General features: G+C 50.3%; 24 protein-coding genes. 13 read left to right on the top strand and 11 right to left on the bottom strand.

What is annotated here, in order from left to right; genetic code table 11:
- Positions 1–4 precede the first annotated feature (4 nt).
- Positions 5–1,651 carry an SAVED domain-containing protein gene (locus ACM5Q9_RS12220; RefSeq protein WP_418145020.1) on the bottom strand — a complete coding sequence of 549 codons (1,647 nt, stop codon included), beginning with the start codon at positions 1,649–1,651 and terminating at the stop codon, positions 5–7.
- A gap of 301 nt (positions 1,652–1,952) precedes the next feature.
- Here ACM5Q9_RS12220 and ACM5Q9_RS12215 point away from each other — a divergent pair, with 301 nt between their 5' ends.
- On the top strand, positions 1,953–3,005 hold the full coding sequence (locus tag ACM5Q9_RS12215; protein WP_418145019.1) for a transposase: 1,053 nt from the start codon (positions 1,953–1,955) through the stop codon (positions 3,003–3,005).
- A 486-nt stretch (positions 3,006–3,491) separates the two neighbouring features.
- A complete protein-coding gene (locus tag ACM5Q9_RS12210; protein WP_418145018.1) occupies positions 3,492–3,968 on the top strand; it encodes a hypothetical protein in 477 nt (158 codons plus the stop codon).
- A 253-nt stretch (positions 3,969–4,221) separates the two neighbouring features.
- Here the strand turns inward: ACM5Q9_RS12210 and hemL are convergent, their stop codons facing one another.
- Genes hemL through thiD form a run of 3 tightly spaced genes read right to left on the bottom strand, consistent with a single transcriptional unit; the run spans position 4,222 to position 6,954 of the window.
- On the bottom strand, positions 4,222–5,499 hold the full coding sequence (gene hemL, locus ACM5Q9_RS12205; RefSeq protein ID WP_418145017.1) for a glutamate-1-semialdehyde 2,1-aminomutase: 1,278 nt from the start codon (positions 5,497–5,499) through the stop codon (positions 4,222–4,224).
- Between the two features lie 5 nt (positions 5,500–5,504).
- Positions 5,505–6,167 (bottom strand): thiamine phosphate synthase, encoded by a 663-nt coding sequence (thiE, locus tag ACM5Q9_RS12200; RefSeq protein WP_418145016.1) that lies wholly within the window; start codon positions 6,165–6,167, stop codon positions 5,505–5,507.
- The gene (gene thiD, locus ACM5Q9_RS12195) at positions 6,160–6,954 is read right to left on the bottom strand and encodes a bifunctional hydroxymethylpyrimidine kinase/phosphomethylpyrimidine kinase (protein WP_418145015.1); all 795 of its coding nucleotides are present in this window, start codon (positions 6,952–6,954) and stop codon (positions 6,160–6,162) included. Before thiD ends, thiE begins: the two co-directional genes overlap by 8 nt.
- A 126-nt stretch (positions 6,955–7,080) precedes the next feature.
- Here thiD and ACM5Q9_RS12190 point away from each other — a divergent pair, with 126 nt between their 5' ends.
- Genes ACM5Q9_RS12190 through ACM5Q9_RS12160 form a run of 7 tightly spaced genes read left to right on the top strand, consistent with a single transcriptional unit; the run spans position 7,081 to position 11,811 of the window.
- Positions 7,081–7,245, top strand: a complete 165-nt coding sequence (locus ACM5Q9_RS12190; RefSeq protein WP_169293587.1) for a rubredoxin — start codon at positions 7,081–7,083, stop codon at positions 7,243–7,245.
- Positions 7,246–7,281: 36 nt separating this feature from the next.
- A complete protein-coding gene (locus ACM5Q9_RS12185) occupies positions 7,282–7,863 on the top strand; it encodes a YqgE/AlgH family protein (protein WP_418145014.1) in 582 nt (193 codons plus the stop codon).
- Entirely contained in the window at positions 7,856–8,251 is a 396-nt protein-coding gene (gene ruvX, locus ACM5Q9_RS12180; RefSeq protein WP_418145013.1) for a Holliday junction resolvase RuvX, read from the top strand. Before ACM5Q9_RS12185 ends, ruvX begins: the two co-directional genes overlap by 8 nt.
- Before the next feature lie 42 nt (positions 8,252–8,293).
- On the top strand, positions 8,294–8,818 hold the full coding sequence (gene pyrR / locus ACM5Q9_RS12175; protein WP_418145012.1) for a bifunctional pyr operon transcriptional regulator/uracil phosphoribosyltransferase PyrR: 525 nt from the start codon (positions 8,294–8,296) through the stop codon (positions 8,816–8,818).
- Entirely contained in the window at positions 8,811–9,764 is a 954-nt protein-coding gene (locus ACM5Q9_RS12170) for an aspartate carbamoyltransferase catalytic subunit (protein WP_418145011.1), read from the top strand. Before pyrR ends, ACM5Q9_RS12170 begins: the two co-directional genes overlap by 8 nt.
- Entirely contained in the window at positions 9,761–11,056 is a 1,296-nt protein-coding gene (locus ACM5Q9_RS12165) for a dihydroorotase (protein WP_418145010.1), read from the top strand. The genes ACM5Q9_RS12170 and ACM5Q9_RS12165 overlap by 4 nt, the downstream gene beginning before the upstream one ends.
- Positions 11,056–11,811 (top strand): lysophospholipid acyltransferase family protein, encoded by a 756-nt coding sequence (locus ACM5Q9_RS12160; protein ID WP_418145030.1) that lies wholly within the window; start codon positions 11,056–11,058, stop codon positions 11,809–11,811. Before ACM5Q9_RS12165 ends, ACM5Q9_RS12160 begins: the two co-directional genes overlap by 1 nt.
- Before the next feature lie 86 nt (positions 11,812–11,897).
- Here the strand turns inward: ACM5Q9_RS12160 and ACM5Q9_RS12155 are convergent, their stop codons facing one another.
- The 7 genes from ACM5Q9_RS12155 to mpl form a co-directional block, all read right to left on the bottom strand.
- Positions 11,898–12,707, bottom strand: a complete 810-nt coding sequence (locus ACM5Q9_RS12155) for a symmetrical bis(5'-nucleosyl)-tetraphosphatase (protein ID WP_418145009.1) — start codon at positions 12,705–12,707, stop codon at positions 11,898–11,900.
- Between the two features lie 12 nt (positions 12,708–12,719).
- A complete protein-coding gene (gene lptG, locus ACM5Q9_RS12150; RefSeq protein WP_418145008.1) occupies positions 12,720–13,895 on the bottom strand; it encodes an LPS export ABC transporter permease LptG in 1,176 nt (391 codons plus the stop codon).
- A gap of 154 nt (positions 13,896–14,049) precedes the next feature.
- Complete coding sequence (mtgA, locus tag ACM5Q9_RS12145; RefSeq protein ID WP_418145007.1) at positions 14,050–14,832, bottom strand: monofunctional biosynthetic peptidoglycan transglycosylase; 783 nt, start codon at positions 14,830–14,832, stop codon at positions 14,050–14,052.
- The gene (gene aroE / locus ACM5Q9_RS12140; RefSeq protein ID WP_418145006.1) at positions 14,832–15,680 is read right to left on the bottom strand and encodes a shikimate dehydrogenase; all 849 of its coding nucleotides are present in this window, start codon (positions 15,678–15,680) and stop codon (positions 14,832–14,834) included. Before aroE ends, mtgA begins: the two co-directional genes overlap by 1 nt.
- Positions 15,677–17,599 carry a ribonuclease catalytic domain-containing protein gene (locus ACM5Q9_RS12135; protein WP_418145005.1) on the bottom strand — a complete coding sequence of 641 codons (1,923 nt, stop codon included), beginning with the start codon at positions 17,597–17,599 and terminating at the stop codon, positions 15,677–15,679. The genes aroE and ACM5Q9_RS12135 overlap by 4 nt, the downstream gene beginning before the upstream one ends.
- Positions 17,600–17,611: 12 nt before the next feature.
- Complete coding sequence (locus ACM5Q9_RS12130; protein WP_418145004.1) at positions 17,612–18,193, bottom strand: YqiA/YcfP family alpha/beta fold hydrolase; 582 nt, start codon at positions 18,191–18,193, stop codon at positions 17,612–17,614.
- 22 nt (positions 18,194–18,215) lie between these two features.
- A complete protein-coding gene (mpl, locus tag ACM5Q9_RS12125; protein ID WP_418145003.1) occupies positions 18,216–19,592 on the bottom strand; it encodes a UDP-N-acetylmuramate:L-alanyl-gamma-D-glutamyl-meso-diaminopimelate ligase in 1,377 nt (458 codons plus the stop codon).
- Positions 19,593–19,735: 143 nt separating this feature from the next.
- Here mpl and ACM5Q9_RS12120 point away from each other — a divergent pair, with 143 nt between their 5' ends.
- The 4 genes from ACM5Q9_RS12120 to accC all read left to right on the top strand — a co-directional run bounded on the left by ACM5Q9_RS12120 (position 19,736) and on the right by accC (position 22,663).
- Positions 19,736–20,269, top strand: coding sequence for a TlpA family protein disulfide reductase (locus ACM5Q9_RS12120; protein ID WP_418145002.1), 534 nt, complete (start codon positions 19,736–19,738; stop codon positions 20,267–20,269).
- Positions 20,270–20,358: 89 nt separating this feature from the next.
- Complete coding sequence (aroQ, locus tag ACM5Q9_RS12115) at positions 20,359–20,799, top strand: type II 3-dehydroquinate dehydratase (protein ID WP_418145001.1); 441 nt, start codon at positions 20,359–20,361, stop codon at positions 20,797–20,799.
- Between the two features lie 57 nt (positions 20,800–20,856).
- Complete coding sequence (gene accB / locus ACM5Q9_RS12110) at positions 20,857–21,309, top strand: acetyl-CoA carboxylase biotin carboxyl carrier protein (RefSeq protein ID WP_418145000.1); 453 nt, start codon at positions 20,857–20,859, stop codon at positions 21,307–21,309.
- A gap of 1 nt (position 21,310) precedes the next feature.
- Entirely contained in the window at positions 21,311–22,663 is a 1,353-nt protein-coding gene (gene accC, locus ACM5Q9_RS12105; protein WP_418144999.1) for an acetyl-CoA carboxylase biotin carboxylase subunit, read from the top strand.
- The last annotated feature ends 36 nt before the right edge of the window (positions 22,664–22,699 follow it).

The following is a 22,699-nucleotide window of genomic DNA, read 5'->3' as shown; positions in this document are numbered from 1 at the left end:
CTCCTTATGGTTGAAGGGAGCAGGTGATTCTCGTTGGCGTAAGTGCCGTAACTTGAGAAGAGGTGATTTCTATGGAGGGAAGGAATGGTGCTTGAGGACCCCCAGTGGCTTCATGGCATATGAAAGGAGCATGGTGTCTTGCTTGCATTTTTTGGCCAATGACAAAAGATGCAGTTGCGGGAGCTCCAACGAAAAGATGAATTTTTTTGGCCTTAAATTTATCTTGGAGAATTTGTAATGCGTCGTTAATTTTTTTGCCGAAATGCTGTAGGTCCTCAGGGTGCGAGATGATATTTTGGTTGGGTTTGTCCACAAATACTTCCATGGTAGGTAAGAGCCACTCACCTTTCTTGTGACAATGCTCTGGTAGCCTATTAGGGTCAATTACGAAGGTTAGTGAGATCAGAAGGCATGCTTCTTCGCTATCAGCAGGGGCGCTTTTGAGTTCTTGCAATTTGTACTTTTCTGGTGTTGGAATCGGTGCCGATGTTGGCCATGCCCATCGGGTAACCAAGTCCTCGCCGACCTTATCGCGATGCGGTTGGAAGAGGTGGATGCCCCCGTTATCGCCAAAGATATGTCCGGCCAGAATCAAAATGGATGTCAGGTGCAGAGGAAAAACAGCAATTTCATCCCTGCCTGCACCGTTACGGCTTGCTCCATTTAGGTAGCGCTGTATGAAAGGGATTTCTTGACGTAACTTCTCAAAAAGCGAGCCCCAATAGATATCGGTTTGATCCTTGTAGAGGTGGGATCCTGGCTGAAACAGCGTTTCTGGTTCATCCTTCGTACTACGTAGTTTGCTATTCCAAAGAGCTTCTTGCGCCTCCCTTGACGATAGGTATGCCACTTGATTTCCAAGATTGCCTAGTATTGCGTATGGCTTCACCTCCCGGTATTGCAGCGTGTCTAGTAAACGAGAAACCTCGGCGATACTGGCATCACGGATAGCGCGTAATTTTTTGGTGGGGTATTCGGTTGGATTGACACGGTCAATGAGTCGATGACAAGAATCGCATAAGAGCAGGAAATTACTAGGGTCATCAGCAAGGCGTGCTGACTCTTCTAAAGAACCTCGGGGACCATCAGGTGATGATGCAACGATATGAGCAAAATAACTGAAATTTCCTTGTCGGCCAGTAGATGCGTGTGTTCGCAGGTCAACTCCGCATCCTGGAAACTGGCACCGCCATGCAGCTTGAGCTGCAACTATTTGCCGAGTAGCGGAGGATGCTTCGGCTTGTCTCCCCTTTAACTTTGATGTAGTAAGCTTTTGAGCATTTTTTTGCCAATCGGTTATAGTCTTAAGAGTGGGGGTAGAAAACTCGTCACATAAAATGACCTGTGCCTCTGTTGGAAGAGTGGATCCGATTGACCACAATAGTCGTTTTTCTCTGAGAAGAGGTTTAACAGCTGTTTTCGTTTCTTCTCCAAAATCACCATGTCCAATGTCACGCCACTCAGAAGCTTGATTTCCTTGAATCAGGGCCCGAGCAGTAAAGCTGTTTGCCACAATAAGGACTTGTTCTTGTCCTGGCCACGTTTCACGGAGTCTCCCTGAAAAACTCACATCATCAAGTCCATCACTTTGGATAAGGCATAGTTCTACTACTTGTGGGGCCGAGTCTAGAGAAGATTGATGGTTGTCCATTTCTTTCTTTTTTATCCTATTCGATTTTACTGTTTATACAAACAGGGCATTTATTTTTTACACTATATATGGTTATTTTTTTAATGTCAATGACTATATATGGTGTTTTTTTTTGGATCTGGTGAAGATTTAAATGAGTAGAGGTCCTTAATACTTAAAAATTAGTTTTCTTTTAAGCTTTCGCGGGGGCTGAAAAGCTTTTGAATTTAATGTGCTCAAGCTAATCTACTCTTTCCAAAAAAAACGGCTCAACTCACCCCAAATTTTCCTATACAACTCTATTACCATCATGGAGAGCTGTATGGGTTTTACTTGGGCCTTGGGCACGTCAGCGGATGATCCGCATACAATTGAAATAATTGATGAGCAGAAACAGTTAAGTTATGTAGGGCTTGATGCTTTGGTAAAAGAAGGCGTCCCTGCCGCAAAGAAGATGACTCGTTTGGTATTTGAGGGGGAGCTTTCTTCTTTAATGCTGTGTGCCGCCCACTACTACCAGGATGGGATGGGCATTAAATTACCAGAGGGGGCCAATAATCGCCATGAGGTTTTTACCTTCAACACAGAGAATGGATTAACTGGTTATGTACCGGTGCTGGTTTTAATGCGAGCCTTTTTTAAGCCCCACAAATTTGTTCTGCCTGCCGTATTCACCCCAGTTGGCGTTGATTTGCTTTCTTTTGTGAACTATGCAGAGTCGCCGCCTACCGTTGTGGTTGATGACAATAATCTCAGGCAACATGGCAAGCACTGGCATTGTGGACCTAATAAAACCAAATTGTTGTATTGGTTACAAATCTCAAAATCGGCAAATGGAATGGCTCAATCGGTATACAAAAATGCCCTGAGAAATAAATTGGGATTGCTACTTCCAAAAGGGCAAGTGCGCATCATTTTTCATGGTCAAAAGGCGGGGGATAAGTTCTATGTTTCTAAAGCAACTTTAATTTCCGTGAGCATAAGTGCTGAAGATAGCATTGCTTGTAAAAATGAAGAAATTATTTTCCATGCAATGGCAGACCCAGCTCAGAAAGCAACTGCTTCCATACGTAATATCACTATTCCTTTGCATTTAGATGGGCAGTCTGCCGTAAGTGATGATGAATGGGCGGTTGTTGAGCCTTTATTGAAAAGAGAAAAAAATGGTAGACTACGTCTCCCTCAGAGGGAGTTGTTGAATGTTGTCTTAAATAAATTGGCTTCAGACGTGTCTTGGAAAAAGGTGGCAAGAGGCGATTTTTCAATTACTGATTTAACTGCCGCATTTCGTAGATGGACTACTACGGGCAGATTTGAACTGGTTTTAGATTGTTTGAGGGGAATGAGGAGCAATAATAGGGTGTCAGCTCGATAGCAGAATATGTGAAAAGTTGAATTTGAGCATCCTTCCAGGAAAGGAAGATCATATTTTATGTGCCCTTAATCACCACTTTCTTCCCCTGGCAGTAAATAAGGCCCCTTTTATCCCGATTTAATGCTTAGTCTGGGCTCTTAGAGATTTCGTGTTTAATGGCACAATAATATAAACGTATAGAAGCAAAAATGGCCGTATTATTTTATACGGCCATTTTTTATTAAAATCAGGTTTAAAACTCAGACCATAACTTTAATGTAACTTTCAAAAATTTCAGGAGACAACCCGGAGCAGAACTTTAATGTCACTTGAAAAGAGGGATTTCAAAATTTCCTTATAAATCAAACATCCTCAGAGCAGAACTTTAATGTCATTCACCAATCTGGCCAGTGACATTAAAGCGCTGCACTGCGACAAATAGTCCTGCTCTGGCCATTGGGTGACAATAAGTTATGTCCCGAAAGGGGATTGTTTTTATATGACTATATGTGTGACAGTTATGCGGATGCCCAAGACCGGAAAAACGGTATTTGTCCCATGAGTGCGGAATATATAGAGAAGGTCAATGAGAAGCGAAAACAGCAGGGCTTCCAACCACTGGATTCGGTGGGTATGGCTGTTTCAGACGAAACCATGCAAGCATGCCAACAAGAGGCTAGGGATGAGCTCAATAAGCGACGAACCCGGGTTGACGAAATTTTGTTTTATAAGTGGGATCCCATTGGGCTTTCCGGCTCAAATGGCCCCAGGGACGAATATTCTGCTTATGTGGCCGGAATAATAGAGCGGGTGTGCAAAAGAGCCTCTCCCGAAGCCCTCGCTAAACACCTGACCTATCTTTCTGCGGAAGTCATTGGGATCGGGGTAGATGAAGAACGGGATAAGTCCGTGGCTGAGTTGATCTATGCCGTGGTGCTTGGAATGGAATATTATCCGGATTATGAAGTGATTGCGATTGATTGAGTTGCTTATTCTTTAGCGTCATCTTCATCGGGTGATCGTTTCAGTTGTAGCCTGGTTTTTTAGTGCCACCTTTTGCCTCACCATCAAGCAGTCTGCTTGGCTTAACGACTCTTTATATGGGCTGAACGTGTCAGGCAAATCGTCAAAAGCAAGTGCAGAAACACAAAAATGACCGCATAAAATCATGCGGTCATTTTTGTTTGAAGCCGTGGGTGAGGTTTCAGGGCAGAACCTGAAACCTATTCACCACTAATTAAATAGCGGCAAAGGCCTTTTCAGCCGCTTCCAGCGTTTGCGCAATGATGCTGTCATCGTGTTTGGCCGATACAAAGCCCGCCTCAAACGCAGACGGTGCCAAATGAACGCCCTGGTCCAGCATGGCATGGAAAAATACCTTGAAAGCATCAATATTGGAGTCAGACACTTCAGCAAAGCTGGTCGGAATGCTTTCGCGGAAATACAGGCCGAACATGCCGCCTACCGAATCGGCGCAGAATGTGACGCCGGCTGCCTTGGCACGCTCGCTTAAGCCCTCAACCAGTTTTTTGGTTTGCGCGGCCAGGTTTTCATAAAAGCCGGGGCGACCCAGGATGTCCAAAGTGGCCAGGCCGGCGGCAACGGATACCGGGTTGCCGGAAAGCGTACCTGCCTGGTAAACCGCACCTAATGGTGCAATGTGTTTCATGACATCTGCACGGCCGCCGAAAGCGCCAACGGGCATGCCACCGCCAATGACTTTGGCCAGGGTGGTCAGGTCGGGGGTGACGCCGCTTAAGCCTTGCACGCCTTGCGGACCGGCACGGAAACCTGTCATGACTTCATCAAAAATCAGCAGGGCACCGTATTGCGTGCACAATTCACGCAGGCCTTGCAGGAAGCCGGGAGCTGGCTTGATCAGGTTCATGTTGCCGGCAATGGGCTCAACGATAATGCAGGCAATGTCATCGCCATGCTGTTTGAAGGCTTCACTAACGGCATCAAGGTCGTTGTAGTCAAGCACAATGGTGTGTGTCACGAACTCGGGCGGTACGCCAGCTGACGTGGGGTTGCCAAAGGTGAGCAGGCCAGAACCGGCTTTCACCAGCAGGCTGTCGGCATGACCATGGTAGCAGCCTTCAAATTTAATGATTTTGGCGCGACCGGTAGCGCCACGGGCCAGGCGAATGGCGCTCATGGTGGCTTCGGTGCCGGAACTGACCAAACGGACTTGTTCGATGGAAGGCAGGCGCTTGATAATGGCTTCTGCCAGCAGGGTTTCGCCTTCGGTGGGAGCACCGAAAGAAAGGCCATTAACGGCGGCGTCCTGAACGGCTTTGACAACTTCAGGGTGGGCATGCCCCACAATCGCAGGGCCCCATGAACCCAGGTAGTCAATATATTGCTTGCCATCGGCATCCCAGATATAAGCATCACGGGCTTTGCTGATGAATCGCGGTGTGCCGCCTACCGAGCGGAAGGCACGGACGGGCGAGTTGACACCGCCAGGAATTGATTTGGCGGCGCGGGTAAAGAGTTCTTCGTTACGTGACATGAGATTCAGTTTTCAAAAAGGTTGGAAAGGGCCTTGGCCGTATTGCGGATGTCGGCTTGTTCAAACAGGCCGGAAATAACAGAGATGCTGTCCGCACCGGCCTGGATGACGCTTTTGGCATTATGAATGTCGATGCCGCCAATACCAACCAGGGCGGGCCGTGGTGAGCGGTTTGGCAACAATTGCCTGGCAGCCGGAAAAAGATCCAGGGAAGCTTTTTCAGCCTCAGGTTTGACCCGTGAGTCAAACAGTGCGCCAAAGGCAACATAGTCCAGGTCTTGGGCAATGGCCTGTTGGGCTTTGTCCAGTTGATTGTAGCAGGACACGCCAATCAGCAACGGTGCCTGTCGGTTGTGGCTGGCGGCTTGTTGCCGTACAAACTCCGGTGCTGCGTCTTCGCGGCCCAGGTGAACGCCGTCTGCGTTAATCGCCAGCGCCAGCTCCCAGTCGTCATTAATGAAGAAAAGCGTATTGTGTTGCTTGCAGATGTCAGCGACCCTAGCGGCTTGCTTAAGGGCGATTTCAAACGGGGTGTTTTTGCGGCGCCATTGAAGGACGTTCATGCCACCTTCACAGGCCTGCTCAATGGCTTTATATAGTTTTTCGATGTCATCCCAGGCAGGGGTAATGCCATACAGGCCCCGGGGGAAACGCAGTTGTTCAGTCATGGTCAAATTGGTTCGGCATAGGTTTGCCCATGCCTAATGGGTAGCAGTGTTCAAGTATTGAGTGAGCATATTGTATTGCTTTTTCAGAGGCCTGCAAAACGGGTAGGCCTTTTGCCAGGTAACAGCAAATGGCTGCGCTCACAATGTCTCCAGCTTCAGGGTGACGGTTCGGGTAGGTGGCGGCAACTAATTGGGAGCTGTCTTGGCTATACAGGGTATTGGTGGTTTGCCGCTCATTGGCGGTTTGCCCCAGTAACAGGCAATGCCTGGTACCTTGCCCAAGCATGTCTTGGATAAAATCTTGTGTGTTGGTGTGGTCCTCGCCAGCCCACTGATTGATATAGGTGTGATCAAGGACCACCGTGTGAGCCTGGGGTAGCAACAAGTCCTTGACGGCATTGATGATGTCTTCTATGTCTTCGGGGTCAGGGTCGTTAAGCGCGTTGAAAAAAGTTTTGCCAAGATAAACCACCAAAGGTGCCGTATCGTAATCGGCTGCGATTTGGGCAATGATGCTGACCGTTTCCGTTGAGCAAAAGCCATTGGCATTGATGGCCTGGACGGCACAGTCTTCCAGCAGGCATCGCGCCTGATTGTTTAATACCTCCGGGTCAACCGGATGGATTGATTCGATGGCGACGGTATCTTGTACGGCCAGTGCCGTTATAGTGGCAAGCGGGTGGCATTCAAGACGGTTTGCGGTAATCGCTCCGGCAGGCAGGCCGGACCGTCCGCTAGGGTCAAAAACATTGAAAAATAATACGGTTGCGGGTAAGGAATTGGACACAATCTGGCTTTGTTTCTGTACTATTGAGATTATTGGATTGTAGCCATTTTCGATAAATTGAATCTCGGGAATGATTTCAAACTAAAATTAAGCTTTTATTTTCATTTATTGTTGGAAAGTATCTTTATGCGCACATGGATGTGTTTGATTTGTGGTTGGGTTTATGATGAAGAAGCCGGGTTGCCGGAAGAGGGTATTGCACCGGGAACCAAATGGGAAGATGTGCCGCCAAACTGGGTCTGTCCCGAGTGTGGTGCCCGCAAGGAAGATTTTGAAATGATGGAAATCTGATAAACAGTCAAAACGGCAAAATCCAGGGAGTCAATCATGGAAGAACAGTCAGTGTCCCCAGCCCCCGGCTTCATGAGCATGGCCAATCAGTTCCTGATGGCCATGCCTTCACAAAACGCCAACCTTTTTGAAGGTGGGGTGGTTTATGTTTGCGAGCATTCCGAACAGGGTGCCTTGGGTTTGCTGCTAAACCGGCCTACTGATCTGTCTGTGAAAACCCTGCTCGAACGGCTGGAGCTTGAAATCAATGAAGACCAGCCCAAGGGGGTGGTTTTTTATGGTGGTCCGGTCCAGACCGACCGGGGGTTTGTGTTGCATAGTCCGGTACGTAATTATCGCTCAAGTGTTGTCCTCGGAGACATGGCCCTGACAACTTCCCGTGATGTCCTTGAAGATGTGGCCAAGGGCAAAGGCCCCGAAAAAGTGTTCATATCGCTGGGTTATTCGGGCTGGAATGCCGGGCAACTGGAACAGGAAATCGCTGATAATGCCTGGCTCAATGTAGAGGCAGACATGTCTGTCATTTTTGATAAGGCACCAGCAGAACGCTACGTGGCGGCTTTGGCTTTGCTGGGCATAGAGCCCTCTTCCCTTTCCGGTGAAGCCGGACATGCCTGAACAGACCTTCCTGGCCTTTGATTTTGGCCTGAAAAAAATTGGCGTTGCAATTGGCAATAGCCTGACCAAAAGTGCCCGTCCGCTTTGTATTCTCAGGCCTGCAACCAAACAGGCCCGTTTCGAGCAAATTACCCAACTAATGAATGAATGGCAGCCCGATTGTGTCATCGTTGGTCTGCCACTTACGCTTGATGGCCAGGAACAGCCCGCTTCGCAGCAAAGCCGGCGGTTTGCCAACCAGCTTAACGGACGTTTTGCTGTCAGGGTCGAAATGGTGGATGAACGGGGCTCCAGCCTTGAGGCACAGGCGTATTTAGGCAACAATAATGATGACGATGCATTGGCCGCATCCATCATTTTGCAACGTTATTTCGATACGCTGGCGTAAAATAATAAACAAACATGATTTTGACAACTACAGGAAGAAATAATGGAGTTAACCCTACCTAGAGCAGAAGACTTGTATGCGAATATGAAAGCGGGCATTGAAGAGCTTCTTGGGAAACTTGATCCTGATTTGGTGCATCTGGTTGGTATTTATTCGGGGGGGGCCTGGCTGGTGGAAAGGTTGCAGAAAGACCTTAAGCTGGGCAATCCTTCCGGTGTGATCAATACCAGCCTGTACCGGGACGATTTTCATAAAATCGGCCTGCATTCACAAACTTTGCCCAGCTCCATCCCTTTTGAGGTAAATGGCAAACATATCATCATGGTGGATGATATTTTGTATACCGGACGCACCACCAGGGCTGCCATTAACGAGCTTTTTGATTACGGGCGACCGTCTTCCATTTCCCTGGCCGTATTAATCGACCGCGGCGGACGCGAATTGCCGGTGTCACCCAATGTATGCGGGGGGGTGATTCCACTTGAGAAAGGAACAAATTTTGTACTTTCACAAAATGAACAAAGATTATTTGATATTGATTTAAAAAAGGAAAACGTCGGTGCATAATCCTCAGCTTAATCGACACGGAGAGTTAACGCATTTACTGAGTACAGAGGGATTGCCCAAAGATATTCTTACTCACATACTTGATACGGCACAAACCTTTGTTCCCCTTGCAGAACGGGAAGTCAAGAAAGTGCCGCTGTTGCGTGGCAAAAGTGTTTTCAACCTTTTCTTCGAAAATTCAACACGCACCAGGACAACTTTTGAGATTGCGGCAAAGCGCTTGTCGGCAGATGTATTCAACCTGAATATCAATGCCTCATCTACGGCCAAAGGCGAGTCCCTGCTGGACACCATCAGTAATTTGACGGCCATGCAGGCCGATATTTTTGTGGTCAGGCACGAAGCCAGCGGTGCGCCTTATCTTATCGCCCAGCATGTCGAACCGCATATTCATGTGGTTAATGCGGGTGATGGCCGTCATGCACACCCCACCCAGGGTCTGCTTGATATGTACACGATCCGTCATTTCAAGAAAGACTTCTCCAATCTAACGGTCGCGATTGTCGGTGACATCTTGCATTCACGGGTTGCCCGCTCTGATATTCACGCGCTGACCACACTGGGGGCGGCCGAAATCCGTGCAATTGCTCCACTGACCCTGTTGCCGGGCGGACTTGAGCAAATGGGGGTTCGCGTATTTACCAGCATGGAACAAGGGCTGAAAGACGTGGATGTGATCATCATGCTGCGCCTTCAAAACGAGCGCATGAAAGGGGCGCTCTTGCCTTCTTCGCAAGAGTATTTCAAGCATTATGGCCTGACACGTGAAAAACTGGCTTATGCCAAACCTGATGCGATTGTCATGCATCCCGGTCCCATGAACCGCGGGGTTGAAATTGATTCCTCTGTTGCCGATGGCGATCAGGCGGTCATTCTGAACCAGGTGAATTTTGGTATTGCAGTCCGGATGGCTGTTATGAGTATTGTGGCAGGAGCTAGTCAGTGAAAATCTTGATTAAAAACGGTCGTTTGCTTGATCCCAAAAACGGCATTGACCAAATATGTGATATTTCAATCGCCTCCGGACGTGTGGTTGGTATTGGCCCGGTCGATCCGGCTTTCGAGGCAAAGCGGGTGATTGATGCCCAGGGCCTGGCGGTAGTGCCTGGCCTTATCGACTTGTCTGTCAGGTTGCGTGAGCCGGGTTTTGAGCACCGTGCAACGCTTGAGTCCGAGATGAATGCATCTTTGGCAGGCGGTGTGACCAGCCTGGTCATTCCTCCTGACACTGATCCGGTTCTTGATGAGCCGGGACTGGTTGAAATGTTGAAGCATCGCGCTAAACAGCTTAACCAGGCAAACCTGTATCCATTAGGTGCCATGACGCAGGGCTTGAAGGGCGAAATCATTACTGAAATGGCCGAGTTGACCGAAGCCGGCTGCGTGGCTTTCTCCCAGGCGGTGCATCCGCTGATTGATTACGGCGTGCTGTACAGAACCATGCTGTATGCCAAAACTTTCGACTATACCTTGTGGTTGTATCCCTTTGATGCCTCGTTGTCCAAAGGTGGTGTGGCGGCCAGTGGCGCGTTTGCTTCCCGTACGGGTCTGGCTGGCGTTCCGGTGCAGGCCGAGACCATTGCCTTGCATGTCCTTTTTGAATTGCAAAAAAGTACTGGCGTGCGTTTGCACCTTTGCCGAGTTTCAAGTGCGGCCGGGCTGGATCTGGTGCGCAAGGCCAAGGCAGAAGGCTTGCCAGTAACTTGTGATGTCTCTATCAACCAGATTCATCTGATTGACCAGGATATCGGGTTCTTTGACAGTAACTATCGACTGGATCCACCACTTCGTTCACAGCGTGACCGTGATGCGATTCGTCAGGGCCTGGTGGATGGCACGATTGATGCCATTTGTTCCGACCATACGCCTGTTGATGACGATGGCAAATTACTGCCGTTTTCCGAGGCAGAGCAGGGCGCAACCGGTGTGGAACTGTTGTTCTCGCTGGTTTATAAATGGGCCATTGAAACCAAAACGCCCCTGTTGGATGCGTTGGCCAAAATCACTACCCAACCTGCGGATATTCTGTTGTCCGGTGCCCCGGCCTTGCCACCTTGCGGTCATTTGGAAATTGGTGCGCCTGCCGATCTGGCCCTGGTTGATCTTGATGCTGAATGGGTGGTTAATCGTGAATCGATTTTCAGCCAGAGCTGCCATACCCCATTTTTTGGTTATGAATTGCCAGCCAAGGTCAAAATGACATTGGTGGGTGGACGGGTTGTGTGGGAGTCAGCTTGATTTTTCGTTTTATCCGCTTTGGCATTAGGGCTCCCGCACTGATCCTGTTACTGGCGTTTGGGATATGCACTTCATTCCTGTTGTTTCCATTACTTAAACAGGCAGCGCGCGACAGCATCATCCGGTACTGGTCGTGCTGCCTGATGAAGGTTTGTGGCGTGCGGGTTATTGTTGAAGGGCAGCCCATCCTGAAAGGTGCAGTTATGTGGGTGGCCAACCATGTTTCATGGATTGATATTTTCATCCTGAACTGTTGCCGTAGCACCTCGTTCATTGCCAAAAGTGAAATCAGGAAATGGCCGGTGATTGGCTGGTTGGTGGCCTCGGTCGGTACAATCTTCATCGAACGAGGCCAGCGTCATGCCATTTCCCGGGTAAGCAAGTCAATCCTTGAGCTTTTCCGGCATGATGCTTGCGTTGGCTTATTTCCCGAAGGAACAACCTCGGATGGGCTGGACATGCGCTCTTTGCATACCAGCCTGTTCGAACCACCGCTTAGGGCGATGGTACCCATTCAGCCGGTGGCGCTCGTGTTCATGCAGCATGGCAAGCGAAGTGGTGCCATGGCGTTTGTGGGTGAGCAAACCCTGGTCAATAATATTTGGCATTTACTCAGTTCGCGGGATGTTCTGGTTTATATCCGCTTTCTTGAGCCGCTTAATCAGGCGGGCGAGCCGGTAGAGGCTACCCGTACGGAAATTGCCGCTACCATTCGTACGTCAATCATTCATGAGCTGAAAAAAGAGCTGTCCTGACGCATTGCAGTAAAACAATAAAAAACCACTATACCGGTTAAGCCGGAATAGTGGTTTTTTTATGATGTAGGCGGATGATTGCAAAATCAGTTTTTAGCAGCAATCTGTATCAGCTTTCTGTCGCTCAGCCGAATGGCGCTTAACTTGCCGCCCCACACGTAGCCGGTATCCAGGGCAATCAGGTGCTCACGCAGCAGCAGTCCCAGGGTGGACCAATGGCCAAAAATAATGTTGTCTTCAACCGTTTTGCGACCAGGTACCTCGAACCAGGGGATCAGGCCTTTGTCGCTGCCAGGCGCTTCTTTGGAGGCAAAATCCATATGGCCTTTTGTGGTACATAAGCGGATCCGGGTCAAGGCGTTGATAATGACCCGTAGGCGTTTTGAGCCTTCAAGCGATTCCTTCCATTGCGATGGTTCATTGCCGTACATGAATTGCAGGTTTTTCTTCCAGTCGCGTGAGCGCAAGGATTCGGCTGCTTCGTTGGCCAATCGCAAGGTAGTGGCTAGGTCCCATTTGGCCATGACGCCTGCATGCACCATCAGGTGCTCGTGGTCGTAATGGGCCAGCGGCCGGTGCCTGAGCCAGTTGATCAAGTCTCTCGCATCATTGGCGTTCAGGATATCGTTGATGGTGTCTGATTTGTTTTGTCGCCGGATACCCGCGTAAACGGCCAGCAAATGCAGGTCATGGTTGCCCAGGATGCATACGGCCCGGTCACCCAGTTCAATCAGGCGCCTTAGCGTGCGCAAGGATTCTGGTCCGCGGTTGGTCAGGTCGCCGGCAAACCATAATTCGCAGTTGGGGTCCTCTTTTATATCGGGGTGTTCAAGCAGTGCATCAAGGGCCGAGCAGCAGCCTTGCAAGTCGCCGATAGCCCAAATGTTTTTGTCCATAAATTAACCTTGTTATTTTGTTTTTTTCTTGCCAGTTCCGCTTGTATGGTTTTTGGTGGTTCGCTTGGCTTCCATAAAGTATAAAGCCATCAAAGCGATGGCCAAGCCAAGGATATTGGGCGCCAGCGCGGTTGTCCAGGCTGGCAGGTTGTTTAACATGCCCAGGTTGAGTGACAGTTGGTTGAACATGAAAAAGCCCACACCGAGCAAAATGCCCATGAATACTTTTGCGCCAACACCACCGCTGCGGGTTTGAATGAAACTGATGGGCGCGGCTATCGTCATCATGACCAGCAAGGTGAAAGGATAACTGCCTTTACGCCATAACGCGACAAATTGCCGGCTGGTTTGCAAATTATTTTCATCCAGGTAGGTAATGTAATCAAGCAGGGAAACCACAGACATCTTCTCCGGTTGCAATTCGCCGGCCAGAAGGCGGTCTGGCGTCAGGGTGGTTTCCAGGGTCAAGGAGGGGATAAACACAATTTTTGCCACCGCCTTGACCGGATCATTGGGATTAGCCAGGGCTTCTTCGGCCTTGACCGTGCTTTGGGTTTGTGAAACATCGTTCAGGGTCAGGAGGTTGTCCTTGAAAAAACCTTTTGGTGCCTGAGAGAAATGCAGGAATTGTCCGCTTGTTTTGTCATATGTGATGATGCGGATATCCTGGACGTTGCCATTGTCTTGCATTGCACCAATATTGATGACCCGGGCATTGCCCTGGGGATCGGGTTCGCGGAACCAGTAACCACTGCTCATGCGTCCGCCCTTGGCCTTGCCCAGGAGTTTAAGGCTCAGCTCGCTGGTTTTGACTTCTGCGGCAGGGGCAAGAAATTCTGACAACACCAGGGCACCGCCCATGATGGGAATGCAAATAATCCAAAGCATGAGGAGCAGCTTGGCACTGCTGACACCGGACACCCGCAAAATAACCAGTTCATTGCGTTGTGCAAGGCTGGCTAGGGCCATGGTTGCCCCGATCAGCAGCCCGATAGGCAGCAAATCATAAAGCCGTGTAGGTATTTGCAGGGCTTCCAGGTAGAGCAGGGACAACAGGGAAAAATTGTCGTTGATTTTATCCAGCTCGTCGATCAGGGAAAAAAAAGTAAACAGGCCAAGCAACACTAGCAGGACAGCGGTAGTGGCTCGGTATATTTCACTGGCAAGATAACGACGGGCAGTATGCATGTAAGCAGGGGTAAAGAAAATTATGGATAAATTATAAGGAGTTGCTTTGATCCTGAGGGTTCGTATCGTAAGCAACTGGCTTGAATTGTAACTTTTAAATGGGTGGCCAGTGCATCCTGTATGCAAGCAAGCGTTAATTTTTGCCAATGACCGGTTATGGCGTGTCGGGAATTTGTGCCGACTTCATTCTTGCCTGTATGGTTCGGGTACGTGATTGCACATAGCGGCTGCCGATGTTTGCACCGTAGACCCTGGGATTCGGTAACAGAACTGCCAGTTGGGCCGCCTGTTTTTGGCTAAGCTTGTTGGCATTGGTTTTGTAATAATGCTGGCTGGCCGCCTGTGCGCCGAAAATGCCGGTGCCCCATTCGGCCAGGTTCAGGTACAGTTCCAGAATGCGTTCTTTGGACATGACCGTTTCTAGCATGAAGGTAATAATCAGTTCTTGCCCTTTCCTGAGATAACTGCGGTCATTGGACAAAAACAGGTTTTTTGCCAGCTGCTGTGAAATCGTAGAGCCACCACGGATTTTATTCCTGCCTTTGTCGCTTTGGGCTGTGTTGTAGCGCCAGGCTTGCCGGATGGCATCCCATTCAATTCCTTGGTGAGCGACGAAATTGGCATCTTCCGAGGCAATCACCGCTTTTTTCAGGTTGCTGCTGATTTGCGCGTAATCCACCCATTCATGGCGAATCGGTACGGGCGGGTTTTGCCTGGCAAGGATTGCTTGCTGCTGGTTCATGATGGCGCTGCTCCATGGGTTGAAGATGCTATACCAGCAAACCCACAGGAATAACCAAAGCTGATAAAGAAGCACCAGGCCCAACAGGGTGCCTGCCAGCTGCAACAGCGTCCTGGCAACGGATTGTTGCCGGACTGTTTGCGGGTATTGCCGTAAGCCCGCCAGCAGGGACTGAAGCCAGGGCAGTGCAGACATTAGCCCGCCAGCAGTTCTTGGCGCAAGGCTTCTAGAACCGGAGCCGGATTGATGCGGACCTGATTCCAGATGAAGAAGCTTTCCGCACCCTGGTAAACCAGCATCCCCAGACCATCTGAAGTGAGGGTAGCGCCATCTTGGCGGGCCTGCTGCAGGAAGGGCGTGTCGTTTTCGGGTGTGTAAACCATGTCGTAGGCCAGGCTGTTGTTGGTAAACAGGCCAGTAGGCAGCGGCAGGGCATTTTGCTGCAGGCTGCTGGACGTGGCGTTGATCACGAGATCCCATTGGCCCTGGATTTGCTCAAAACCACCGGCTGACAAGACACCTGCGTATTGGGGCAGGTCCGTCAGGCATTGCTGAACCAGTTCGCTGGCTTTGGTGGCGGTACGGTTAACAATAAGCAATTGGCGGCAGCCGGTTTCAAGCAGTGGCAAGATAACGCCCCGGGCTGCACCACCCGCACCCAGCAACAGGATTTTTTTATTTTCAAGGCTGATGCCCTGGCGCTGGATATCATTGACCATACCGATGCCATCGGTATTGCAGCCGTGCAAATGACCACTTTTCATCCAGAGTGTATTGACCGAACCGGCCAGGCGGGCACGCGGGGACAAATTGGCCTTTGCCAGTTCATAAGCCTGCAGCTTGAAGGGAACGGTAATGTTCAGGCCTTTGCCGCCCTGTTCAAAGAAAGTTTTTACGGCGATTTCAAACCCGTCAAGCGGTACCAGTATTTTTTCATAGTGAATGTTCAGGCCGGCCTGCTTGGCAAACAGAGCGTGCAAGCGCGGCGAGTAACTGTGCTTGATGGGGTTGCCCATGACGGCGAAATTCAGGGGTGTGTTCATGACTGGCTGGCCTCTGTTGCATGGGGTTCGGATTCGGCTTGCTCAACTTGTCCAACATACTGGCAATCCAGGGTCAGCTCAAGCAGGTTGTTACCCATTAAATCGATTTCAACTATCGTGCCGCGTTCCAGTTCGGGCATGCCATTGATTTCGGTCACAAAGGGGGCATTGTTGAAGCGTACCAGGTTGTCGCGCAATACCGTGGCCTCAACGCGGGTAATTTGCTGCTGTTCAAACCAGCGCAGGCACCAGAAGCGTTCAAGACGGCTCTGGAATTCGCTCCACAGTGTGTATTGGGATTCGAAGGCACCGATAATCGCATACAGGTCGGCATCTTTGGGCTTGAAGGGGGCGACCAGGCGGGCCGAGACACCATGCTGGGCGGCAGCGATGATTTGGCTTTGGTTGATCAGGTCGACATAGCGCCTGAGCGGAGAAGTGCACCATGCATAATAGGGCACGCCAATGGTTTCATGGGGCAGGGCGTGGGTGGACATGCGCGTGCGACCGGCTTGCTGCGACCTGAAAATACCAGGCAGGCCCGTGTTGTTCAGGAAACCTGCCCATTGGGTATTGGCCAGCAGCATGTATTCGGCAACGATCAGGTCTAGCGGGGCATCGCGACGACGGGGTGCCAGGTTGATCACTGAATCGGGATTGTCCGCCGGGCCATCCAGCACAAAGGTATATTCAACCCGGTTATTGTTTTCGGGTTTGCCGCGGATCACTTCCCGTGCCGCTTTCAGGTGTTGCCCCAATTTCCACAGAGGCCTGAACAGGAAGGGGTAAGGCATGGGCAGGCTTTCGTTTTCCAGTGCTTCGACGGTGATCAGGGGGTCGATCAGGTTGGTGCGTAGATTTTCCTGCACGCAGACCTTTTCAAGCCGGGTTTCCGAGGCAAGTATTTCACCGGTATCAATATTGGCCCTGATATATAAGGAGACGGCCGGTGTGGGCTTGCCCGCAACCAGCGAAAACGTGTTGATGACGGATTCCGGCTGCATCGGGATCTTGTCACCGGGCATGTAGACGGTGGACATCCGGTCGCGGGCCATTTTGTCCAGTTCCGAATCGCGCTCAACCATCAGGGCGGGGGCGGCAATATGAATGCCAATCCGATATACGCTACCGCTTTCCTGATGTACCGAGAAGGCGTCGTCTATCTCGGTGGTGAACAGATCGTCAACGGAATAAGGTTCTACATCGGCCAGCGGTAAATCGGGCAGGTCGGGCAGCGTAATATCCTTGAACTGTGTGCCTTTGGGAAAGTTCAGGCCCAGGAATTTCTCACGATGTATGGCCAGCGGGTGCGGATAAACCTGAAGCCTTAGCAAGAGCTGTTCAACGGTTTCTCCGGTTTCTGCCAAGGCCTGGCTAAAGGCTTTCCATTCAAATGTGTTTTTATCCGGTTTGGCCAGGAACGTGTGAATGACAGGCTTGAAGGCCTCTGGCACGATGCCTTGCTTGAGTGCTTCAATCCAGGCGGCCTGCTGCTCGGCCTGTTTTTGTTTTTTCTCAACGGCCGCCAAGGCCGCTTTTAAAATGTCAGGGGGTGCCGGACGGTACTGGCCCTTGCCTTTGCGATGAAAATACACCGGCGCGCCATGCAGGCGCAGCAAGAGGGCGGTTTTTTCCAGCACGCTGGGTTCATGTCCGAAGTAGTCCCGTGCCAGTTCCTCTACCTGGAATTCTGCTTGGGGGGCACACTCCCACAGGAATTCAAGGTCGATGTCTTCGGCCAATTGCTGGGCATCTTCCAGCAAAGTGACTGGATTTTGATTATCGAAAAAGAAAATCGTGTTGTTGCGTTTTATTTTGCTTCTTTTCCCGGAGGCCGATTCCACTTGCAAGGAGGTGTCGGCTTCAGACAGGATTTTTTCCGCTTTAAATTGACCGTTGTCTTCAAAAACCACGTACATTGAGTTTTGTTCCTAATTGTTTAAGGCAAAGTCCAGGACCTGGGGAATATATTTTTCAAAATCTGAAAAACCGTGGTCCCCACCGGGAATAATTAATTGTTTTGCGCCAAGATAGCGATTTTGCATTTCCTGCCAGTCCAGCACTTCGTCAGCCATGCGGGCCAGCAGGAAAAATTTTTCCGGATGCCTGATTTCCGGTACGAACAGATTGGCCAGCTCCCTGATATGCGCCGCTTTCAGTTCGAAGGGTTCATCGCTATGAAAGCACGTCATGGGGCCAAGTTGGGTGGACAGGTCTCGCGAGGCATAAATACATGGGTTGACAAGGACTGCCTTGCAATCAAGTTCGTTGGCCAGCCAGGTTGCATAGTATCCGCCCAGTGATGAACCAATCACGGTAAGCTGGTGAATGTCCTGGCCCTCGCTGAGCTGGCGAGCGGTGGCCAGGGCCAGTTCAATGGCCTGTTTGGGCGAAACCGGCAGGTCCGGGCCAGCGAAGGCATGGCTTAACCCCCGGCTGGCCATTGCCTGTTGCATGAGCTGTGATTTGGCCGATAAAGACGAAGATCGAAAACCATGTAAATACAGAATCATATGAAAAAAGGCGGCAAAGTGATCAGGTAAATTTTTGTTGCAGGGCGGCAATCAGTTTATCGTGAAATCCGCCAAAGCCGCCATTGCTCATGATGAGAATATGGTCGCCTGGTTGTGCCTGTTGCATGACTGCAGTCGTCAAATCCTCAAGATTCTCGTGGGCGCTGGCCCGTTCCTGCATGCCGGCAAAAACGGTTTTGGGATCCCAGCCCAAGGCATGTTTGCCTTCTTTGGCACCAAAGCAGAAAACAAGGTCGGCTTGCGCCAGTGACTCGGGCAGGCGGGCTGCCATGGTACCCAGTTTCATGGTGTTGGAGCGGGGTTCAAGCACGGCCAGAATGCGTTGTTGGCCAACCTGGTTACGCAGGCCTGCCAGCGTGGTTTCGATGGCGGTGGGATGATGGGCAAAATCGTCATACACATGGATATCATGGACGTTTGCCCGCAGCTCCATGCGCCGGCGGATGCCCTGGAAACAGTTCAAGGCAAGGGCAGACTGTTCTGCGGAAATGCCGATATGATGGGCGGCGGCAATGGCAGCCAGGGCATTGTTCATGTTATGAATGCCATTGTGTTGCCAGTTGATGTGAGCCACAACCTGGTTCTGGTAAATAATGTCAAAACGGGTGCCGGCGGCATCATGATTGGCATATTGCCAATGGGCGCCGGGACCAAAGGTGTCGGTGCCAGACCAGCAACCCCGAGCCAGTACCCGTTGCAGGGCTTCATCTTGGGCAGGATAAATAATGCGGCCCGAGCCTGGAACCGTACGCACCAGGTGATGAAATTGGGTTTCAATCGCAGCCAGGTCGGGGAAAATGTCGGCGTGGTCAAATTCCAGGTTGTTCAGGACGGCGGTACGGGAGTGGTAATGAACAAATTTCGAGCGTTTGTCGAAAAAGGCAGTGTCATATTCATCGGCCTCAATCACAAAATACTTGTTTTCAGGATTGAAGCGGGCAGATACCTGCAGATCGTGGGCAATGCCGCCAATCAGGAAGTTGGGTTTCAGGCCGGTGTGTTCAAGAATCCATGCGAGCATGGAGCTGGTGGTGGTTTTGCCATGGGTGCCGGCGACGGAAAGCACGTGTTGTGACTGAAGCACATGGTCGCCCAGCCATTGGGGGCCCGAGATATAAGGCTTGCCTTGCTCCAGAATGGCTTCCATGAGCGGATTGCCTCGGGAAATTACGTTCCCGACGATGAACAGGTCGGGATTCAGTTCCGTCTGGCTGGCATCGAAACCTTCGATCAGTTCAATGCCCTGTTCTTGCAACTGGGTGCTCATGGGCGGATAAACGCCTGCATCACAACCGGTCACTTTGTGACCTGCCGAGCGGGCAATCAGGGCAAGACCGCCCATGAATGTACCGCAAATACCTAGAATATGAATATGCATAAAACTCTCCTGCCGGTATTTTAAGTGTTTTCTGCCGCTAATCTTGCCGAAAAAACGCTGAAAAGATTAAAAGATGATTTGGCTCATGGAGCCGGACGGCGATCTGTGTTAAAAACAGTCATTGTTTTAAAAGCGGAATTTCAATGAAACGTAGAAACATGCTAAAAATGGCAGGCGGTTTCCTGCTGTTATTGCCAGCTGTCAGGGCCATGGCGTTGCAGGCCGGCAGCTCTTCTGAAATTGACGATGTGTCAGCAGAGGCCTTGGCCAATCTGTTTGACCTTTCCGTTCCTGACATGACCGGGCAGGCACATACCGTTCGGGAATATACCGAAAAGCCGCTGGTGCTTAATTTCTGGGCCACCTGGTGCCCGCCTTGCGTCAAGGAAATGCCCGATCTTGAGGCCTTGCACCAGGCTTATCCGGATGTCAATTTTGTGGGCTTTGCCGCTGACACCGAACGCAACATGCGCAAATTCGAAGAAAAAGTCAAAGTTTCCTATCCCCTGCTGGTCGCCGGCATGGGTAGCATTAGCCTAATGAAAAAGCTCGGTAACAAATCGGGTGGTTTGCCGTTTACCCTGATCTTTGAAGCCGGTGGCAAACTCAGGTACAAAATTCTTGGCCAGATTAAAAAAGATGAGCTTGAACAAATACTTAAAACACTTTCAAGCTGATTTCGAATATGCAAGAATATGATAATTTAATAGACAAAAGCAAGAATTTAACGTTAAATACGAGTTTATTTGTTTGTATAATATGTTAAATGACTCGAAACTTGCTTATTATTAACGGGCCCAACCTTAATTTGCTTGGTACACGAGAGCCTGAAATTTATGGCAGTCTCACCTTGGTTGATATCAACCGTGAACTGGCAGAAACGGCCGCCAGCTTGGGCGTGCGCTGCGAATTTTACCAAAGCAACCATGAAGGTGGTCTCGTCGATCGCATTCAGCAGGCCATGGGCAATATCGATTTCATTATTATCAATGCCGGTGCCTATACCCATACCAGTGTAGCCATTCGCGATGCCTTGGCCGGAGTCAATATTCCGTTCATCGAAGTGCATATTTCAAATGTGCACCAGCGCGAAGCATTTCGTCACAATTCTTACCTGTCAGACAAGGCTGTCGCAGTCATTTGCGGCCTGGGGGCTTACGGGTACACGGCAGCCATGTATTATGCGGCAAAACATTATTTAAAATGACGTTTGCGTTTATCATTGCAAACCGACTTAACTAAACACCTCCAACCGGAAATTGTTATGGATCTTAGAAAACTAAAAACCCTTATCGACCTTGTTGCCGAGTCAGGAATCGCTGAATTGGAAATTACAGAAGGCGAAGGTAAAGTTCGTATCGTCAAATTCTCGCAAGTGCAACCCGTTGCACCCGTTGCTGCGCCAGGTGCAGCCGTGGCTGTCGCACCTGTTGCCGCCGCACCTGCCGCAGCGCCTGCAGCCAGTGCCGAACCGGTCATTACCGGCCACATCGTCAAGGCACCTATGGTGGGCACTTTCTACCGTGCACCCAATCCGAATGCACCCGCTTTCGTTGAAGTGGGCGCCAGCGTGAAAGAAGGCGATTCACTGTGCATTATCGAAGCAATGAAGCTGCTGAATGAAATTGAAGCGGACAAAACCGGCGTTATCAAGGAAATTCTGGTTGAAAACGGCGAACCTGTTGAATTTGGCCAACCTCTCTTCGTGATTGCCTGATATGTTTGAAAAAATTCTTATTGCGAATCGTGGTGAAATTGCACTGCGAATCCAGCGGGCATGCCGGGAACTGGGAATCAAAACCGTTGTCGTGCATTCCGAAGCTGATCGCGATGCAAAATACGTGCGGCTGGCTGATGAGTCTGTCTGCATCGGTCCTGCATCGCCCCAGCAAAGCTATCTTCATATGCCGGCCATTATTTCAGCCGCCGAAGTCACCGATGCTGAAGCCATTCATCCCGGTTACGGTTTTTTAGCTGAAAACGCCGATTTTGCCCAGCGTGTCGAGCGCAGCGGTTTTGTTTTTATTGGCCCGCGTCCTGAAACCATTCGCATGATGGGAGACAAGGTCAGCGCCAAAAAAGCCATGATTGAAGCGGGTGTGCCGGTTGTTCCCGGCTCTGAAGGTGCCTTGCCTGACGACAATGAATACGTGTTGAAAACGGCCCGTGAAATTGGCTATCCGGTTATCATCAAGGCTGCCGGTGGTGGTGGCGGTCGTGGCATGCGGGTTGTCCATACCGAAGCCGCGCTGTTGACGGCTGTGCAAATGACCAAGGCCGAAGCCCAGGCAGCTTTCAATAACCCTGAAGTCTATATGGAAAAGTATCTCGAGAACCCAAGGCATATCGAGATCCAGGTATTGGCTGATGGCCACAAGGAAGCGATTTGGCTGGGAGAGCGTGATTGCTCCATGCAGCGCCGTCACCAGAAAGTCATTGAAGAGGCACCGGCACCTGGCATTCCCCGCAAGCTGATTGAAAAAATCGGTGAGCGCTGCGCTGATGCCTGCCGTCGCATTTCATACCGTGGTGCAGGTACGTTCGAATTCCTCTATGAAAACGGTGAGTTCTATTTCATTGAAATGAATACCCGTATTCAGGTTGAGCATACCGTTACCGAGTGTATTACCGGTATTGATCTGGTCCAGCAGCAAATTTTCATTGCCGCCGGCGAACCGTTCAAGCTGAAACAAAAGGATATCCAGTTCAGGGGCCATGCGCTTGAATGCCGTATCAACGCCGAAGATCCTTACTCGTTCATGCCAAGCCCTGGCCTGATTACCAGCTGGCATACACCGGGTGGTCCTGGCGTAAGGCTTGATTCCCACGTGTTTACCGGTTACAAAGTGCCGCCAAACTACGACTCCATGATTGCCAAGTTAATCACTTTTGGCGATACACGGGATCAGGCAATTGCCCGCATGAAAATTGCGTTGTCTGAAATGGCGGTAGAGGGTATTCAAACCAATATCCCGTTGCATCGTGATCTTATGTCCGATACCAATTTTGCTGACGGTGGAACCAGTATTCACTATCTGGAACACAAGTTAAGCGAACGTGGTAAAGCATAAGTTTGCAATGTTTCGAACAAATAGGCCGAGATTATT

The organism is Advenella sp. RU8, assembly GCF_048381675.1.
In the GTDB taxonomy this organism is placed as follows: Bacteria; Pseudomonadota; Gammaproteobacteria; order Burkholderiales; family Burkholderiaceae_B; genus Advenella.
Note: the sequence above shows the minus strand (reverse complement) of the source record. Positions and strands in the feature narration are given on the sequence as shown.

Bases quoted from the DNA above. Each gene is read 5' to 3' on its own strand.
- ACM5Q9_RS12220 (WP_418145020.1), bottom strand. From the start codon at position 1,651: ATGGACAACCATCAATCTTCTCTAGACTCGGCCCCACAAGTAGTAGAA.
- ACM5Q9_RS12215 (WP_418145019.1), top strand. From the start codon at position 1,953: ATGGGTTTTACTTGGGCCTTGGGCACGTCAGCGGATGATCCGCATACA.
- ACM5Q9_RS12210 (WP_418145018.1), top strand. From the start codon at position 3,492: ATGTGTGACAGTTATGCGGATGCCCAAGACCGGAAAAACGGTATTTGT.
- hemL (WP_418145017.1), bottom strand. From the start codon at position 5,499: ATGTCACGTAACGAAGAACTCTTTACCCGCGCCGCCAAATCAATTCCT.
- thiE (WP_418145016.1), bottom strand. From the start codon at position 6,167: ATGACTGAACAACTGCGTTTCCCCCGGGGCCTGTATGGCATTACCCCT.
- ACM5Q9_RS12190 (WP_169293587.1), top strand. From the start codon at position 7,081: ATGCGCACATGGATGTGTTTGATTTGTGGTTGGGTTTATGATGAAGAA.
- ACM5Q9_RS12185 (WP_418145014.1), top strand. From the start codon at position 7,282: ATGGAAGAACAGTCAGTGTCCCCAGCCCCCGGCTTCATGAGCATGGCC.
- ruvX (WP_418145013.1), top strand. From the start codon at position 7,856: ATGCCTGAACAGACCTTCCTGGCCTTTGATTTTGGCCTGAAAAAAATT.
- pyrR (WP_418145012.1), top strand. From the start codon at position 8,294: ATGGAGTTAACCCTACCTAGAGCAGAAGACTTGTATGCGAATATGAAA.
- ACM5Q9_RS12155 (WP_418145009.1), bottom strand. From the start codon at position 12,707: ATGGACAAAAACATTTGGGCTATCGGCGACTTGCAAGGCTGCTGCTCG.
- lptG (WP_418145008.1), bottom strand. From the start codon at position 13,895: ATGCATACTGCCCGTCGTTATCTTGCCAGTGAAATATACCGAGCCACT.
- mtgA (WP_418145007.1), bottom strand. From the start codon at position 14,832: ATGTCTGCACTGCCCTGGCTTCAGTCCCTGCTGGCGGGCTTACGGCAA.
- aroE (WP_418145006.1), bottom strand. From the start codon at position 15,680: ATGAACACACCCCTGAATTTCGCCGTCATGGGCAACCCCATCAAGCAC.
- ACM5Q9_RS12135 (WP_418145005.1), bottom strand. From the start codon at position 17,599: ATGTACGTGGTTTTTGAAGACAACGGTCAATTTAAAGCGGAAAAAATC.
- ACM5Q9_RS12130 (WP_418145004.1), bottom strand. From the start codon at position 18,193: ATGATTCTGTATTTACATGGTTTTCGATCTTCGTCTTTATCGGCCAAA.
- mpl (WP_418145003.1), bottom strand. From the start codon at position 19,592: ATGCATATTCATATTCTAGGTATTTGCGGTACATTCATGGGCGGTCTT.
- ACM5Q9_RS12120 (WP_418145002.1), top strand. From the start codon at position 19,736: ATGAAACGTAGAAACATGCTAAAAATGGCAGGCGGTTTCCTGCTGTTA.
- aroQ (WP_418145001.1), top strand. From the start codon at position 20,359: ATGACTCGAAACTTGCTTATTATTAACGGGCCCAACCTTAATTTGCTT.
- accB (WP_418145000.1), top strand. From the start codon at position 20,857: ATGGATCTTAGAAAACTAAAAACCCTTATCGACCTTGTTGCCGAGTCA.
- accC (WP_418144999.1), top strand. From the start codon at position 21,311: ATGTTTGAAAAAATTCTTATTGCGAATCGTGGTGAAATTGCACTGCGA.